The following is a 15,985-nucleotide window of genomic DNA, read 5'->3' as shown; positions in this document are numbered from 1 at the left end:
GACGCCGCGCGGCCTCAGGCCGGTTGCGCGGCCGACGACGGGCCGCTTTCGGACTGCAGGCGGCCGGTGACTTCCTTGCGATAGCGGTTCAGTTCCTGCGCGGTCGCGAAGGTGCGCTCGAACAGGATCGACAGGTTGTGCAGGATCCGCTCGACGACCTTCTTTTCCCACTCGCCGTCGAAACGGATCTGCTCGTCGAGCCAGCGCTCGAGCCATTCCGGATCGGGCAGGCGCGACTGCACGGTGTCGCGCGGGAACAGCGCCTGGTTCACGTGCAGGTTGGTCGGGTGCAGCGGCTTCTCGGTGCGGCGCGCCGACGCCATCAGCACGCCGATCTTCGCGAACGCCGCGCGCGCGACGTCGCCGCAGTTGTTCAGCGCCTTCTTCATGTAGCGCAGGTAAGCGCCGCCGTGGCGCGCTTCATCGCGCGAGATCGTTTCGTAGATGTGCTTGATGACCGGCTCGGTGTGCCAGTCGGCCGCGCAGCGATACCAGTGGTTCAGGCGGATCTCGCCGCAGAAGTGCAGCATCAGCGTCTCGAGCGGCGGCGCCGGGTCGAACTCGAAGCGCACCGCGTGCAGTTCCTCTTCGGTCGGCACCATTTCCGGCCGGAAGCGGCGCAGGTATTCCATCAGCACGAGCGAATGCTTCTGCTCCTCGAAGAACCACACGCTCATGAACGCTGAGAAGTCGCTGTCGTGCTGGTTGTCGCGCAGGAACATTTCCGTCGCGGGCAGCGCCGACCATTCGGTGATCGCGTTCATCTTGATCGTCTTCGCCTGCTCGTCGGTGAGCAGCGAAGCGTCGAACTTGTCCCACGGAATGTCCTTCTCCATGTCCCAGCGGACAGCTTCGAGCGACCTGTAAAGTTCCGGATAAAGCATGGTGTTCATGATGGTCCCACCCCTGTTCTGCGCAATGCGACTTCTCTAAACGTGACTGTTGCCGCGCGGGCGCGCGAACGCGCTTTTTGCAGCCAAGACTGTAATTTTACGCGTGAATCCAGCCCCCGGACGCAGATTCCGCGTTCGGCAGCCGGGCGGCCGCGTAGCCGCCTTGAAGCACGCCGCGACCCCGCTCCGCTCGAACGGAACCGACCGCGCGTGCCTGATGTGGGGGCCGGCGCAGGCCGGCTCGGTGGCGAGCCCGCCCGGCGCCACGCGGTCCCCGGACGGGTTCCCGTGCGACCGCCGGACCGGCGGGCTGCTCGATATGGTGTATACGGCGGCGGCCATGATAGCACGCACACATGACGGTTCCGAGACGCGGAACCGGTCGCGGGCCGCCAACGGCGGTGCGGCGATCGGTCGCAGGCCCCGTCGCGAAAACGCAACCGAAATGTAAGCTGAGTCGCTTTCGGGCCTGCCCGGGCCTGTCGGTCAGACCCGTATTTCGCCTGTCGCGAGACCGCCTTCGGGCGGCGTGCCGGCCGCCGGCGCGCTGCCGCCGTCGGCCCGGGCGATCCAGTCCGCCAGCGTGTCGCGCTGCGCGCGTCCGTCGCGGTAGCCGAGTTCGATCAGCTCGCGCGTGAACGCCTCCTCGAACAACAGGTAGCTCGCGAACGACGCGCCGGCGGGCTGGCTGCCGCCGATCGCGCCGAGCAGCCCGCGCATCGTCGCCGGCATCTGCTTCAGGTGTTTCGCGGCGATCAGCTCGATGCGCTCGGACGGCGCGATCGCGAGCACGTCGACGTGCCGCCAGCCGCTGTCGACTTCGACCTGGTGCGGCAAATGCTCGATCATCCGGTTGATGTGCTCGATCCGCTCGATGTCCGAGCCGATCGAGTCGAGAAACACGCTCGCGAGCACCTGCTGGCCGATCTGCGCGGGCGTCGGGTAACCGCGCACCAGCCCCGAGCCGTTCGCGGCGGGAATTTCGGGCCGCGGATCGGCCGCGCCGACGACGACGATCCGGTCCGCGCCGAAGTGGATCGCCGGCGACAGCGGCGCGACCTGGCGGATCGACCCGTCGCCGAAGTATTCGATCTGGCCGTCGAGCACGAGCGGCACGGCCGGGAACACGAACGGAATGGCCGACGACGCGAGCAGGTGCGACGCCGACAGATCGACGAGCCGTGCGGTGCGCTGCGCGCGCCGCCATGCCTGGATCGGCTCGGCGGCCTGGTAGAAGGTCAGGTGCCGGCCGCTCGAATAGCTGAGCGCCGTCACCGACAGCGCATGCAGCAGGCGGGCCTCGAGCATCTGCTCGATCCGGTGGAAGCTCAGCTCGCGCTGCAGCAGGTGCGCGAGCGGCGCGTTGTCGAGCAGCCCGCGCGGCGAGCGGCGCGCCGCCCAGCCGAAGGTCATCGTCGCGAGCCAGCGTGCGCCCGCCGCGGCGATGCCGAGCCAGTCGGTGCGATACACGTAGTCCGCGCGCAGCGGCTCCCAGAATTCGAGCAGGCGCCGCACGCCGTGCGAAAAGTCGTCCGCGTGGCTTGCGATCGACGTCGCATTGATCGCGCCGGCCGATGACCCGCAGACCACCGTGAACGGCACCGTATGCCGGTTCGGATCGGCCTCGCGCGCGATTTCGGCCAGCGCCTTCAGCACGCCGACCTGATAGGCGGCGCGTGCGCCGCCTCCCATCAGCACGAGCGCGAGCCGCATGATCGACCTGCTATCCGGTTCGCATCACGTCGAGCGCTTCGGCGGACGCGTTTCGGGCGACGAAGCGGCTGCCGCGCGCGCCGCGGCCGAATCGGCCGGCTTCGCGCGCTTCGCGGCCGGCTTGCGCGGCGCGGCGGCCGCGGCCGGCGCGGGCTGTGCCGCCCGCGCGGCCGGTGCGGCCTGCTCGGGCGGTGCGGCGTCGTCCGGTGCCGTGGGCTGCGCCCCCGGCTGCGTCATCGCGAGGCTCGCGAGCTGGTTGAACTGCGCCTGCAGCAGATTCCACCAGCCGGCCGGATCGAACGCCTGTTGCTCGGCGTCGCCAGCCGGCGGCGCGTCCGCGGCGGCGGCGTCCGGCGCTTGCTGCGCGTCGGCGCGCGGCGCGGACGCCGCTTGCGCTGCCGCAACCGCGGCCTCCTCGGCCGCCGACATCGAGCTTTGCGCGAACGCGCCGAACGCGCGCAGCGTCGCGAGCGTCGCGCGCTGCACCTCGAGTGCCTGGATCGCGGACTGCAGCATCCCGAGATTGAGCTTGAGCCATTGCTCGACCGCACGCAGATCGGTGATCCGCTTGTCGAGTTCCTCGACGCTCGTGAGCGGCGCCATCATGTCGGACATGCTCGACAGCGAAGGCGGCAGCCCCGACGCGGTGCCGGGAAACGACGCCATCCCGCCGAACGGCGTCATCCGCATCATGTCCCACATCCGGTCGAGCATGTCGGCAGGCTTGAAACCGGCAAAGCCGGCGAAAGGATTGGAGCCGGGGGCATCGGTCGTCATACGGGCGTCCTGGTTGACTGGGGGAGCGAAGCGGCCGGCACGGATCGAGCGGCCGCCTTTGGTTCGATCATAACGCGCGTCAGAACGGTGCGTCGCCGGGGAAGTCGGGCGGGCGCCGCTCGCGCAGCGAGCGGATGCCTTCCTGCACGTCGGGCCCGGAGAAGCCCATGAATTCGAGTGCGAGCGACGTATCGAACGTCGGCCCGGCGCTGCGCAGCCAGTTGTTCAGCGCGTACTTGGTCCAGCGGATCGCCGACTGCGATCCGTGCACGAGCCGCTCGGCAACCTCGTACGCCTTCGGCAGCAGGTCGGCCGGCTCGACCGCGAGCGACACGAGGCCGATCCGCTCGGCCTCCTCGCCGCTCACCGGTTCGCACAGCAGCAGGTAGTACTTCGCCTTCGCCATCCCGCACAACAGCGGCCACACGATCGCCGCGTGATCGCCGGCCGCGACGCCGAGTCGCGTATGGCCGTCGATGATGCGCGCGTCCTTCGCCGCGATCGAGATGTCGGCGAGCAGCCCGGCGACGAGCCCCGCGCCGACGGCCGGGCCGTGCATCGCGGACACGATCGGCTTGCTGCAGTTGATCACGTTGTAGACGAGGTCGCGCGCCTCGCGCCACACGCGCGCGCGCACGTCGAAGTCGTTCGCCATCGCCTCGACGAGCGCGAGATCGCCGCCCGCCGAAAAGCCCTTGCCCTCGCCGCGGATCACCGCGACGCGCGTGTCGGGATCGCGGTCAACGTCGCGCCAGATGTCGGCGAGCTCGCGATGCATGCGCTCGTTCGCAGTCGCGAGGCCGCTGCGGTTCGCGCCCTCGCCGCTCATCACGATGTCGAGCACGCCGTGATCGCGGCGTGTCACCTTCAGTGCTTCGTAACCGCCGTATGCGGCGAGATCGGCCATGCGCAGCTCCCGGGTTCTCGAGACGCCTGAAGCGCCTGAATCGAGTGTAGCCAAGCCCGCGCGGGCAAACATCAGGCGAAACCCGGCGCGCGGGCCGGGGCAGGGTTTCGCGTCAACTGGCGCGTTTGCGTCAGGCCGCGCCGTCGGGCGGCGCGACCGCCTGCTCGATCGCGCCGAAGATCGACTTGCCGGCCGCGTCGAACATCTCGATGCGCACGGTGTCGCCGTAGCGCATGAATTCGGTCTGCGGCGCGCCGTGCTCGATCGTCTCGAGGCAGCGCTTCTCGGCGATGCAGCAGTAGCCGCGCTTCGCGTCCTTGTTCGACACCGTGCCCGAGCCGACGATCGAGCCGGCACGCAGGTTACGCGTCTTCGCCGCGTGCGCGATCAACTGGCCGAAGTGGAACACCATGTCGGTGCCCGCGTCGGGCTGGCCAACCTTCCTGCCGTTCCAGTGGACGATCATCGGCCGGTGCACGCGGCCTTCGCGCCATTCGTCGCCGAGCTCGTCGAGCGTCACCGCGACCGGTGCGAACGCGGTGGCCGGCTTGCTCTGGAAGAAGCCGAAGCCCTTCGCGAGCTCGGCCGGAATCAGGTTGCGCAGCGACACGTCGTTCACGAGCGTGACGAGCCGCACGGCCTTCAGCGCGTCGTCCGGCGACGCGCTCATCGGCACGTCGCCGGTGATCACCGCGACTTCGGCCTCGAAGTCGATGCCCCATTCCTCGGACGGACACACGATGTCGTCGCGCGCGCCGAGGAAATCGTCGCTGCCGCCCTGGTACATCAGCGGATCGGTCCAGAACTCCGGCGGCATCTCGGCGCCGCGCGCGCGACGCACGAGCTCGACGTGGTTCACGTACGCGGAGCCGTCGGCCCACTGGAACGCGCGCGGCAGCGGCGCCATGCAGTTCGCCGGATCGAACGCGAATGCGTTGCGTGCGCGGCCGTGGTTCAGCGCGTCGTAAAGGTCGCGCAGTTGCGGCGCGTAGAACGCCCAGTCGTCGAGGACGCGCTGCAGCGTCGGTGCGATCGCATCGGCGATCGCCGCGGTGTGCAGGTCGCGCGACACGACGATCAGCTGGCCGTCGCGCGTGCCGTCCTTCAGCGATGCAAGTTTCATGGGGTATCTGCCGTTTTAGTGACGATGGAGGGAATCTATTTTACGATGGTGAATCCGTGCGGCGCGCCACGATCGTGCGCGCCGTTTTCGTCCCGACCCTTGCCGCCTTGTCGCGCCCCCGTTGCCCATGCCTGCCAGCCCGCTTCCCGACGACGATCCCGCCGATTCCGACACCGACGACACCGGCGCCGGCGAACACGGTGAAGGCGGCGAGAAGCTCCGTTCCGGCATCCAGTCGATCGAGGTCGGCTTCCGCCTGCTCGATGTGCTCACGAGCGAGCCGCGCGCGATGATGCTGCGCGACCTCGCGCAGCGCGCGGGCATGAGCCCGGCGAAGGCGCACCGCTACCTGGTCAGCTTCTCGCGGCTCGGCGTCGTGTCGCAGGATCCCGTGTCGGGCCGCTACGAGCTCGGCGGCTTCGCGCTGCAAATGGGGCTCGCGCGGCTCGCGCGCGTCGACGGCGTGAAGCTCGCGCGGATCGCGCTGACGGAGCTGCGCGACCGCGTCGACCAGACGGTCGGCATCGCGGTGTGGGGCAACCAGGGGCCGACGATCGTGCACTGGATGGAATCGAGCCATCCCGCGAAGGCGTCGCTGAAGCTCGGCGACGTGATGCCGCTGCTCGGCTCCGCGACGGGCCTGCTGTTCGCCGCGTACCTGCCGCGCAGCAAGACCGCGGCGATGCTCGAACGCGAGCTCGCCGACACGCGCCGCTCGCCGCATCACGGCGGCCCGCGCACGCTCGACGAGGTCGAGGCGGTGCTCGCCGACGTGCGTGCGCATCAGGCCGCGCGCGTCGAAGGGATGCTGCTGCCGACGATCCATGCGTTCTGCATGCCGGTGTTCGACGCGGTCGGCGAACTCGCGCTCGCGATCGTCGCGCTCGGCCAGGAAGGCATGTTCGACATCGCGTGGGGCGGCGAAATCGACACCGCGCTGCGTGCCTGCGCGCAGAAACTGTCCTACGAACTCGGCTATAGTCCGGACGCGCGCGACGCCTGACACGCCTGACACGCCGGGCGCGCTACACACGTGCGACACCCGCGCGATGTACCGCGAACGCGCGGCGCATCCGGCGGTCCGACGGCTGTGACGCGCGCTGCGCGCCGCGACCGCCCCAACCCTGTACCGTTTCGCCGATGCCGCCTGCCGACACCCGTCCTCGTCACGCCCCGCCCCGCCGCTGGCTGCGCGTGGGCATCGCGCTCGTGGTCGTGCTGGTGCTGCACGCGCTTGCGGCCTTGTGGCTGACGCGCAGCCGCGACGCGTTCACGCCGCCCGCGCCCGCCGCGATACCGGTGCAGATCGAATTGCTGAAGCCGCAACCGATCGAGCGCCAGCCTGCACCCAAGCCGGCCGAACATCCGATAGAACATCCGGCCGAGCAGGCGCCGGCGAAACCGGCTCCCGCCACGCCGAAGCCTGCACCGAAGCCCGCGCCGTCGCCCGAGCCGGTCCTCACGTCGACGCAGACGGCCGAGCACGGCGAGCCGCCGCCGGCCGCCGCCTCCGCCGCGAGCGGCACGACAGGCGCATCCGGCGCGCACGCGGCATCGTCCGGCGATGCCGCCGGTGGCGCCAGTGCCGCGACGCCGGGCCCCGCGACGAGCGGCGTGAAGTTCGCGGCGCCGCCGCCCGGCGACCTGCAGTACGACACGTTCTACAACGGGATGCAGAACATGATCGGCACGATCCACTGGCGCACCGACGGGCGCACCTACGATCTGTCGGTGTCGATGCCGGTGCCGTTCGTCGGCCCGTTCTCCTACCACAGCGAAGGCCGCATCGACGCATTCGGCGTCGCGCCCGACCGCTATGTCGAGAAGCGCGGCAAGCGGCCCGAGGACATCGCGATCTTCAACCGCGAGATCCGCCAGGTGGTCTTCACGCGCACGCCGAACAACGCGCCGCTGCCCGACGGCGTGCAGGATCGCTTCAGCATGCTGATGCAGCTGTCGGGGCTCGTGCGCGGCAATCCGGCCATGTACAAGCCGGGCGTCACGCAACAGTTCTTCGTGATCGACAACAACAGCGGCGAGACCTGGCCGATCACGGTGATCGGCGACGAGGACGTGCAGACGCAGGCCGGCATCATCCGGGCACGCCATTTCATGCGGCTGCCACGCCGCGACGGCGACACGCGCCGCATCGACATGTGGCTCGCGCCGTCGCTCGACTGGCTGCCCGCGAGGCTCGTACAATCGGAACCGAATGGTTCGCAGATCGAGCTGCTGTGGCACGGCCGGCTCGCCCCGCCGGATGCACCGACCGCCGGCGCGACGCAAGGCGCAACGAAGGAAGGCGCAACCAACGCGCCTGCCAGCACACCGGCCGCGGAGCCGGCACAACCCGCGCCGCCGCCCGCCGTGCAACCGCCCGCGCCAGCGTCTGCACTGCCGGCCTCGGCGCCGTCCGCGCCGTGACGATCGACCAATCGGCAATTTCGACCGATTAAAGGACTCGCCGAAATGGCCGATGACACTCTTTAACAACTATTTCAGTCCACCGGATCACAATAAGAAACGTTTGATAGACATTGGTTTCTAACCGATACACCCCACGCAAACGGGAGAACGGGGTGTGCAGCGCAAGCCCCTTGAAACCGGCACAGCCCGCCCCACCTACGGGACAACAAGGCCAGATGCCACTGCGAAGAGGAGTGCCGCCATGCAAATGATCTACAACAGCCCCAACTACTGCGTCGTCGAATTTGCGCCGCAGGCCGGCCACCATCTGATGAATGCCGGCGGATACGAAATCGTCGACAAGAACGCCCAGCGCGAGATCTTCATCGACGGCGAGCTCGCCGAACGATTCCGCGCACACGTGAAGCAGCTGATCGAGGATGAACCGTCGCTCGACGAAGTGGACGAATTCCTCGGACAGTTCGACAGCCTGATGATGATGCCCGTCGTCCTGCACTGACGACCCGCGGCCCGGCGCATCGCCGGGCCATTCGCCGCACTGAAGCGGCGCCGCGAGCACTCCGATCCAAGCCCCCGTCCGGTTCGCCGGGCGGGGGTTTTCGTTTGATGCGGCCGGTGCGCGACCCGCATACGGGTACGCACGTTCATTGCGCGCAGACCGCACGCACGCAGGCATCGGGCCCGCACCGTTGCCTGCACCACGACCGTGCGCGCCACCCGCATGCCGCGCCGGCCGGCTGCGCGCCGCGCGAGGCCGGGCGGCGCCCCGGCGCACCGGCTACAATGACGGTTTTCCCGTCTTCGCCGGTCTCTCGCCCATGTCTGCGACTCCTCTCGCCGCTTCCGCCCCGCTCGACGCGCCCTACACGCGTGGCGCCGCACTGCCCGCGCTGCTGAAATCGCGCATCCTGATCCTCGACGGCGCGATGGGCACGATGATCCAGCGCTACAAGCTCGACGAGGCCGCGTATCGCGGCGAGCGCTTCAAGGATTTCCCGCGCGACATCAAGGGCAACAACGAACTGCTGTCGCTCACGCAGCCGCAGATCATCAGCGAGATCCACGACCAGTACTTCGCGGCCGGCGCGGACATCGTCGAAACCAACACCTTCGGCGCGACGACGGTCGCTCAGGCCGACTACGGGATGGAAGACCTCGTCGTCGAGATGAACGTCGAATCGGCGCGGCTCGCGCGCGAATCGGCGGCCCGCTACGCGACGCCCGACAAACCGCGCTTCGTCGCGGGCGCGATCGGGCCGACGCCGAAGACGGCGAGCATCTCGCCGGACGTCAACGACCCGGGCGCGCGCAACGTCACGTTCGACGAGCTGCGCGACGCGTATTACCAGCAGGCGAAGGCGCTGCTCGACGGCGGCGTCGACCTGTTCCTCGTCGAGACGATCTTCGACACGCTGAACGCGAAGGCCGCCCTCTTCGCGCTCGACGAACTGTTCGAAGACACCGGCGAGCGCCTGCCGATCATGATCTCGGGCACCGTCACCGACGCATCTGGCCGCATCCTGTCGGGCCAGACGGTCGAGGCGTTCTGGAATTCGCTGCGCCACGCGAAGCCGCTCACGTTCGGCCTGAACTGCGCGCTCGGCGCGGCGCTGATGCGCCCGTACATCGCCGAGCTCGCGAAGCTGTGCGACACCTACGTGTCGTGCTACCCGAACGCGGGCCTGCCGAACCCGATGAGCGACACCGGCTTCGACGAGACGCCGGACGTCACGTCGGGCCTCCTGAAGGAATTCGCGCAGGCCGGGCTCGTGAATCTCGCGGGCGGCTGCTGCGGCACGACGCCCGAGCACATCGCCGAGATCGCGAAGGCGCTCGCCGACGTGAAACCGCGCCGCTGGCCGAGCCAGTACAGCGACGCCGCCTGACCGACCGCATCAACGCCCGCCCTACCTCATACGAATTCGCACCGCCATGACCGATCACATGATGCGCCTTGCCGGCCTCGAGCCGTTCAACGTCACGTCCGGAACGCTCTTCATCAACGTCGGTGAACGCACCAACGTCACCGGCTCGAAGGCATTCGCGCGGATGATCCTCAACGGCCAGTTCGACGAGGCGCTCGCGGTCGCGCGCCAGCAGGTCGAGAACGGCGCGCAGGTGATCGACATCAACATGGACGAGGCGATGCTCGATTCGAAGGCGGCGATGGTGCGCTTCCTGAACCTGATCGCGTCCGAGCCGGACATCGCGCGCGTGCCGATCATGATCGACTCGTCGAAGTGGGAAGTCATCGAAGCCGGCCTCAAGTGCGTGCAGGGCAAGGCGATCGTGAACTCGATCTCGCTGAAGGAAGGCGAGGACGCGTTCCGCCGCCACGCGAACCTGATCCGCCGCTACGGCGCGGCCGCGGTCGTGATGGCATTCGACGAGACGGGCCAGGCCGATACCTACGCACGCAAGACCGAGATCTGCAAGCGCTCGTACGACTTCCTCGTGAACGAAGTCGGCTTCCCGCCGGAAGACATCATCTTCGATCCGAACATCTTCGCGGTCGCGACCGGCATCGAGGAGCACAACAACTACGCGGTCGACTTCATCGAGGCGACCCGCTGGATCAAGCGGAACCTGCCGTACGCGAAGGTGAGCGGCGGCGTGTCGAACGTGTCGTTCTCGTTCCGCGGCAACGACCCGGTGCGCGAGGCGATCCACACCGTGTTCCTGTATCACGCGATCCAGGCGGGCATGGACATGGGTATCGTGAACGCGGGCCAGCTCGGCGTGTACGCCGATCTCGACCCGGAGCTGCGCGAGCGCGTCGAGGACGTGATCCTGAACCGCCGCGACGATTCGACCGACCGACTGCTCGAGATCGCCGACAAGTTCAAGGCGGGCGGCGCGAAGAAGGAAGAGAACCTCGAGTGGCGCAACCAGCCGGTCGAGAAGCGGCTTTCGCATGCGCTCGTGCACGGCATCACGAACTTCATCGTCGAGGATACCGAGGAAGTCCGCGCGAAGATCGCCGCGGCCGGCGGACGCCCGATCAACGTGATCGAAGGCCCGCTGATGGACGGGATGAACATCGTCGGCGACCTGTTCGGCCAGGGCAAGATGTTCCTGCCGCAGGTCGTGAAGTCGGCGCGTGTGATGAAGCAGGCCGTCGCACACCTGATCCCGTTCATCGAGGAAGAAAAGCGCCTGCTCGCGGAAGCGGGCGGCGACGTGCGCGCGAAGGGCAAGATCGTCATCGCGACCGTGAAGGGCGACGTGCACGACATCGGCAAGAACATCGTGTCGGTCGTGCTCCAGTGCAACAACTTCGAAGTGGTCAACATGGGCGTGATGGTCCCGTGCAACGAGATCCTCGCGAAGGCGAAGGTCGAGGGCGCGGACATCATCGGGCTGTCGGGCCTCATCACGCCGAGCCTCGAGGAAATGGCGTACGTCGCGTCCGAAATGCAGCGCGACGACTACTTCCGCGTGAAGAAGATCCCGCTGCTGATCGGCGGCGCGACGACCTCGCGCGTGCACACGGCCGTGAAGATCGCGCCGCACTACGAAGGCCCGGTCGTCTACGTGCCGGACGCGTCGCGCTCGGTGTCGGTCGCGTCGAACCTGCTGTCGGACGAAGGCGCGGCGAAGTACCTCGACGAGCTGAAGTCCGATTACGAACGGATCCGCGACCAGCACGCAAACCGCAAGGCGCAGCCGATGGTCACGCTCGAGCAGGCGCGCGCGAACAAGACGAAGATCGACTGGGCGGGCTACCAGCCCGTGAAGCCGAAGTTCATCGGCCGCCGCGTGTTCAAGAATTACGACCTGAACGAACTCGCGAACTACATCGACTGGGGCCCGTTCTTCCAGACCTGGGATCTCGCGGGGCCGTACCCGGCGATCCTGAACGACGAGATCGTCGGCGAATCGGCGCGGCGCGTGTTCTCCGACGCGAAGTCGATGCTTGCGCGCCTGATCCAGGGCCGCTGGCTGACCGCGAACGGCGTGATCTCGCTGCTGCCGGCGAACACGGTCAACGACGACGACATCGAAATCTACACCGACGAATCGCGCTCGGAAGTGCTGATGACGTGGCGCAACCTGCGCCAGCAGAGCGTGCGTCCGGTGGTCGACGGCGTGATGCGCCCGAACCGCTCGCTTGCCGACTTCATCGCGCCGAAGGAATCGGGCGTCGCCGACTACATCGGCATGTTCGCGGTGACGGCCGGCCTCGGCGTCGACGTGAAGGAAAAGCAGTTCGAAGCCGACCACGACGACTACAGCGCGATCATGCTGAAGGCGCTCGCCGACCGCTTCGCGGAAGCGTTCGCCGAAGCGATGCACGCGCGCGTGCGCCGCGAGCTGTGGGGCTATGCGAGCGGCGAGACGCTCGACAACGACGCGCTGATCGCCGAAAAGTACGCGGGCATCCGCCCGGCGCCCGGCTACCCGGCCTGCCCCGACCATCTCGTGAAACGCGACATGTTCGCCGCGCTGCACGCGGACGAAATCGGGATGAGCGTGACCGATTCGCTGGCGATGCTGCCGGCGGCGAGCGTGTCGGGTTTCTATCTCGCGCATCCGGACAGCCGCTACTTCTCGGTCGGCAAAATCGGGCAGGATCAGCTCGACGACTACGCGCAACGAATGCAGCTGTCGCTCGACGACGCGCGCCGCGCGCTCGCGCCGCAACTCTGATCCGGGCACGACCGGGGCGGTTCGCCGCCCTTTTGATCAGACGAAATCAAAAAGCCCGCATCGAGCGGGCTTTTTCATGCGCCTTTGCGATCTCGCGATCGGGTCAGGCGGGCAACGCGGCTCAGAAGCCCCAGTGCACGTCGGCCTGACCGGCCTTCGCTTCGCGCAGCATCGTCAGGAACGGTGCGACGCGCTGCGCCAGGCTCGGCGGCACTTCGTGGTGCGCGTGGTCGTCTTCGTCCTCGTGGAAATGGCCGGCGTGCTCGGCACGCTCCTGCTTCGCCTGCGCGACCGCGCCTTCCAGCTTCGCGATCGCGTGGTCCAGTTCGTCGTGCGTAATGACACCGCGTTCGCCCAATTGCTTGCCGACGAGGCCCAGCACGTATACGGCGAAATCCTTCAGCACGTCGAGATCCTGTGCCGCCTTGCTCTTGAACGTAATCATGACTATTCCCTTTTCATCTTGTTGTGCCTGCGCGGCGCGGTTGGGGGACGCCGGCAGGCCGGCGTCCGGCCTCGCGGACGCGGGGCGCCTGAGCGGCATATTAGCACCTGTTAAAATTCTGCGATCCCTGAAACGCGCGCTTAAAAGGCGCGCCGGCCGGCCGGCGTTTCCGGCCGCCACCAACGAAGCCTTCTACCAGCATGCTGCCAGCTCACAAACAGACCCTCGAAGCCCTGCTCGCGGATAGCGTCACGCAGGTCGCACACGCGCTGAAAGGCGCCGACGCAGCGTTCGTCGCCCCGGCCATCACGCTCGAGCGCCCGAAGGTCGCCGCGCACGGCGACGTCGCGTGCAACGTCGCGATGCAGCTCGCCAAGCCGCTCGGCACGAACCCGCGCCAGCTCGCCGAGCAGATCGTCGCCGCGCTCACGGCCCAGCCGGCCGCGCAAGGGCTCGTCGACGCGGCCGAAATCGCCGGCCCCGGCTTCATCAACCTGCGCCTGACGGCCGCCGCGAAGCAGGCGGTGATCGCCGCCGTGTTCGACCAGGGCCGCGCGTTCGGCACGTCGGATCGCGAAAAGGGCAAGCAGGTGCTGCTCGAATTCGTGTCGGCCAACCCGACAGGCCCGCTGCACGTCGGCCACGGCCGCCAGGCGGCGCTCGGCGACGTGCTCGCGAACGTGATCGCGAGCCAGGGCTACGCGGTGCACCGCGAGTTCTACTACAACGACGCCGGCGTGCAGATCGGCAACCTCGCGATCTCGACGCAGGCGCGCGCGCGCGGCCTGAAGCCGGGCGACGCGGGCTGGCCGGAAGCCGCGTACAACGGCGAATACATCGCCGACATCGCACGCGACTACCTGAACCGCGAGACGGTTGCCGCGAAGGACGGCGAGCCGGTCACCGGCGCGGGCGACATCGACGATCTCGACGCGATCCGCAAGTTCGCGGTCGCGTACCTGCGTCACGAGCAGGACATGGACCTGCAGGCGTTCGGCGTGAAATTCGACCAGTACTACCTCGAGTCGTCGCTGTACAGCGAAGGCCGGGTCGAGAAGACGGTCGACGCGCTGATCAAGGCCGGCATGACCTACGAGCAGGACGGCGCGCTGTGGCTGCGCACGACCGACGAGGGCGACGACAAGGATCGCGTGATGCGCAAGACGGACGGCACGTATACGTACTTCGTGCCGGACGTCGCGTACCACGTGACGAAGTGGGAGCGCGGCTTCTCGAAGGTGATCAACATCCAGGGTTCGGACCACCACGGCACGATCGCGCGCGTGCGCGCGGGCCTGCAGGGCCTGCACATCGGCATCCCGAAGGGCTATCCCGACTACGTGCTGCACAAGATGGTCACCGTGATGCGTGACGGCCAGGAAGTGAAGCTGTCGAAGCGCGCGGGCAGCTACGTGACGGTGCGCGACCTGATCGAATGGTCGGGCGGCGCGACGCCGGGCCAGGAAGCAGCCCCCGACCTGATCGACGAGGCGACCATCACGCGTGGCCGCGACGCGGTCCGTTTCTTCCTGATCTCCCGCAAGGCCGACACCGAATTCGTGTTCGACATCGACCTCGCGCTGAAACAGAACGACGAGAACCCGGTCTATTACGTCCAGTACGCGCATGCGCGGATCTGCTCGGTGCTCAACGAACTGAAGTCCCGCTACAACGTCGAAGCGGCGCAGCTGCCGGGTGCCGACCTGTCGCAGCTCACGAGCCCGCAGGCCGTGTCGCTGATGCAGAAGCTCGCCGAGTATCCGGACATGCTCACGCACGCGGCGAACGAACTGGCGCCGCACGCGGTCGCGTTCTACCTGCGCGATCTCGCTGGTGAATTCCACTCGTTCTACAATGCGGAGCGCGTGCTGGTCGACGACGAAGCGCCGCGCAACGCGCGCGCCGCGCTCCTCGCCGCGACCCGGCAAGTGCTCGAGAACGGCCTGGCGGTGCTCGGTGTGTCCGCGCCCGCCAAGATGTAAGCGGCCCGGACCGGGCAGCGAATGGCTGCGGCAGGCGCGCCTGCGACGGGAGCACCCGCCGCCGGATGCCCGTCGCAGCCTTTTCACGATTCTTTTTGCAGGTGACTCAAGCAATGGCACAACCACGCCGAACTTCGAAGCAATCGAAACAAGCCGGAGGGACATTTCTTGGAATCGTGCTGGGCCTGATCGTCGGCCTCGCGATCGCGGTGGTGGTGGCGCTCTACATCACGCGGTCGCCGTCGCCGTTCGTGTCGAAGGTCGCGCCGCCGCCGGCCGACAACGCCGCGAGCCAGCCGCAGCAGTTCGACCCGAACCGCGCGCTGCAAGGCAAGACGCCCGGCCAGCCGGTGCCGCAGGCCGCGCAATCCGCGCCGCCCAACACCGCGCCGGGCCAGGCCGCGAACCAGACCCAGGGCGGCCTGCTGCCCGAACCGCAGATCGTCGAAGTGCCGCCGTCGGGCAACACGAACGGCTCCGGCAACACCAGCGGCTCGAGCAACACCACCGCATCGAACAACGCGTCGTCGGGCAACGGCGTCGCCGTCGCGCCGAAGCCGGCCGACAACCCGCCGCCGCCGAAGAAGACGCAACAGGCGCAGCAACAGCAGCAACAGCAGCAGCAAGGCGGCGAGGACGACCTCGCGCGCTTCGCCGCGCAGAAGCAGGCGCAGCAGGCTGCCGCGCAGAAACAGCAGCAACAGCAACTGGCCGCGAACACGCCGAAGCCGGCGCCGTCCGCGACGTCCGCCGCGGCAGCGAAGCCGCCGACCGCAAGCGACGCGAACACCGGCTACTTCCTGCAGGTCGGTGCGTACAAGACGGAAGGCGACGCCGAGCAGCAGCGCGCGCGGCTGGGCTTCCAGGGCTTCGAGTCGAAGGTGTCGAAGCGCGATGTCAGCGGCGTGACCTATTTCCGCGTGCGCGTCGGCCCGTTCTCGAAATTCGAGGATATGAACTCGGCCCGCCAGCGCCTGTCCGATGCAGGTGTCGACACGGCGGTGATCCGTTTCACGAAGCAGTAAGCAACCGGCCGCGCCCACGCAGAACCCGTTACGTTTCGTAACC

The 15,985-nt window shown here is 68.1% G+C and carries 13 protein-coding genes; 7 read left to right on the top strand and 6 right to left on the bottom strand.

Annotated elements, in window-relative coordinates; all coding sequences use genetic code 11:
* Window positions 1–14 precede the first annotated feature (14 nt).
* The 5 genes from DID99_RS08620 to DID99_RS08595 form a co-directional block, all read right to left on the bottom strand.
* Window positions 15–893 (bottom strand): ferritin, encoded by an 879-nt coding sequence (locus tag DID99_RS08620; protein ID WP_059451551.1) that lies wholly within the window; start codon window positions 891–893, stop codon window positions 15–17.
* Window positions 894–1,379: 486 nt separating this feature from the next.
* On the bottom strand, window positions 1,380–2,606 hold the full coding sequence (locus tag DID99_RS08610; RefSeq protein WP_124666503.1) for a patatin-like phospholipase family protein: 1,227 nt from the start codon (window positions 2,604–2,606) through the stop codon (window positions 1,380–1,382).
* A 24-nt stretch (window positions 2,607–2,630) separates the two neighbouring features.
* A complete protein-coding gene (locus DID99_RS08605) occupies window positions 2,631–3,383 on the bottom strand; it encodes a PhaM family polyhydroxyalkanoate granule multifunctional regulatory protein (RefSeq protein ID WP_124666502.1) in 753 nt (250 codons plus the stop codon).
* A 79-nt stretch (window positions 3,384–3,462) separates the two neighbouring features.
* Entirely contained in the window at window positions 3,463–4,290 is an 828-nt protein-coding gene (locus DID99_RS08600) for an enoyl-CoA hydratase/isomerase family protein (protein ID WP_124666501.1), read from the bottom strand.
* Between the two features lie 130 nt (window positions 4,291–4,420).
* Complete coding sequence (locus tag DID99_RS08595; RefSeq protein WP_059465886.1) at window positions 4,421–5,413, bottom strand: fumarylacetoacetate hydrolase family protein; 993 nt, start codon at window positions 5,411–5,413, stop codon at window positions 4,421–4,423.
* A 127-nt stretch (window positions 5,414–5,540) separates the two neighbouring features.
* On the opposite strand from DID99_RS08595, the gene DID99_RS08590 reads away from it, so the two are divergent.
* The 5 genes from DID99_RS08590 (at window position 5,541) to metH (ending at window position 12,490) form a co-directional block, all read left to right on the top strand.
* Window positions 5,541–6,416, top strand: coding sequence for an IclR family transcriptional regulator (locus DID99_RS08590; RefSeq protein WP_044846196.1), 876 nt, complete (start codon window positions 5,541–5,543; stop codon window positions 6,414–6,416).
* A 137-nt stretch (window positions 6,417–6,553) separates the two neighbouring features.
* Complete coding sequence (locus tag DID99_RS08585) at window positions 6,554–7,837, top strand: DUF3108 domain-containing protein (RefSeq protein WP_124666500.1); 1,284 nt, start codon at window positions 6,554–6,556, stop codon at window positions 7,835–7,837.
* A 244-nt stretch (window positions 7,838–8,081) separates the two neighbouring features.
* Window positions 8,082–8,339, top strand: coding sequence for a DUF3567 domain-containing protein (locus DID99_RS08575; RefSeq protein WP_006477667.1), 258 nt, complete (start codon window positions 8,082–8,084; stop codon window positions 8,337–8,339).
* A 319-nt stretch (window positions 8,340–8,658) separates the two neighbouring features.
* Window positions 8,659–9,726 carry a homocysteine S-methyltransferase family protein gene (locus tag DID99_RS08570; protein ID WP_044846194.1) on the top strand — a complete coding sequence of 356 codons (1,068 nt, stop codon included), beginning with the start codon at window positions 8,659–8,661 and terminating at the stop codon, window positions 9,724–9,726.
* Between the two features lie 46 nt (window positions 9,727–9,772).
* Window positions 9,773–12,490 carry a methionine synthase gene (gene metH / locus DID99_RS08565; RefSeq protein WP_185733748.1) on the top strand — a complete coding sequence of 906 codons (2,718 nt, stop codon included), beginning with the start codon at window positions 9,773–9,775 and terminating at the stop codon, window positions 12,488–12,490.
* Window positions 12,491–12,611: 121 nt separating this feature from the next.
* Here the strand turns inward: metH and DID99_RS08560 are convergent, their stop codons facing one another.
* The gene (locus DID99_RS08560; protein ID WP_044846191.1) at window positions 12,612–12,935 is read right to left on the bottom strand and encodes a DUF1840 domain-containing protein; all 324 of its coding nucleotides are present in this window, start codon (window positions 12,933–12,935) and stop codon (window positions 12,612–12,614) included.
* A 200-nt stretch (window positions 12,936–13,135) separates the two neighbouring features.
* On the opposite strand from DID99_RS08560, the gene argS reads away from it, so the two are divergent.
* On the top strand, window positions 13,136–14,917 hold the full coding sequence (gene argS, locus DID99_RS08555) for an arginine--tRNA ligase (protein WP_124520661.1): 1,782 nt from the start codon (window positions 13,136–13,138) through the stop codon (window positions 14,915–14,917).
* Between the two features lie 113 nt (window positions 14,918–15,030).
* Entirely contained in the window at window positions 15,031–15,942 is a 912-nt protein-coding gene (locus DID99_RS08550) for an SPOR domain-containing protein (RefSeq protein WP_044846189.1), read from the top strand.
* The last annotated feature ends 43 nt before the right edge of the window (window positions 15,943–15,985 follow it).

Origin of the sequence: Burkholderia sp. Bp8986, from assembly GCF_003854225.1 — a bacterium.
Lineage (GTDB): Bacteria > Pseudomonadota > Gammaproteobacteria > Burkholderiales > Burkholderiaceae > Burkholderia.
The sequence above is the reverse complement of the archived record's forward strand: the minus strand, read 5'-3'. Positions and strand labels throughout refer to the sequence as shown.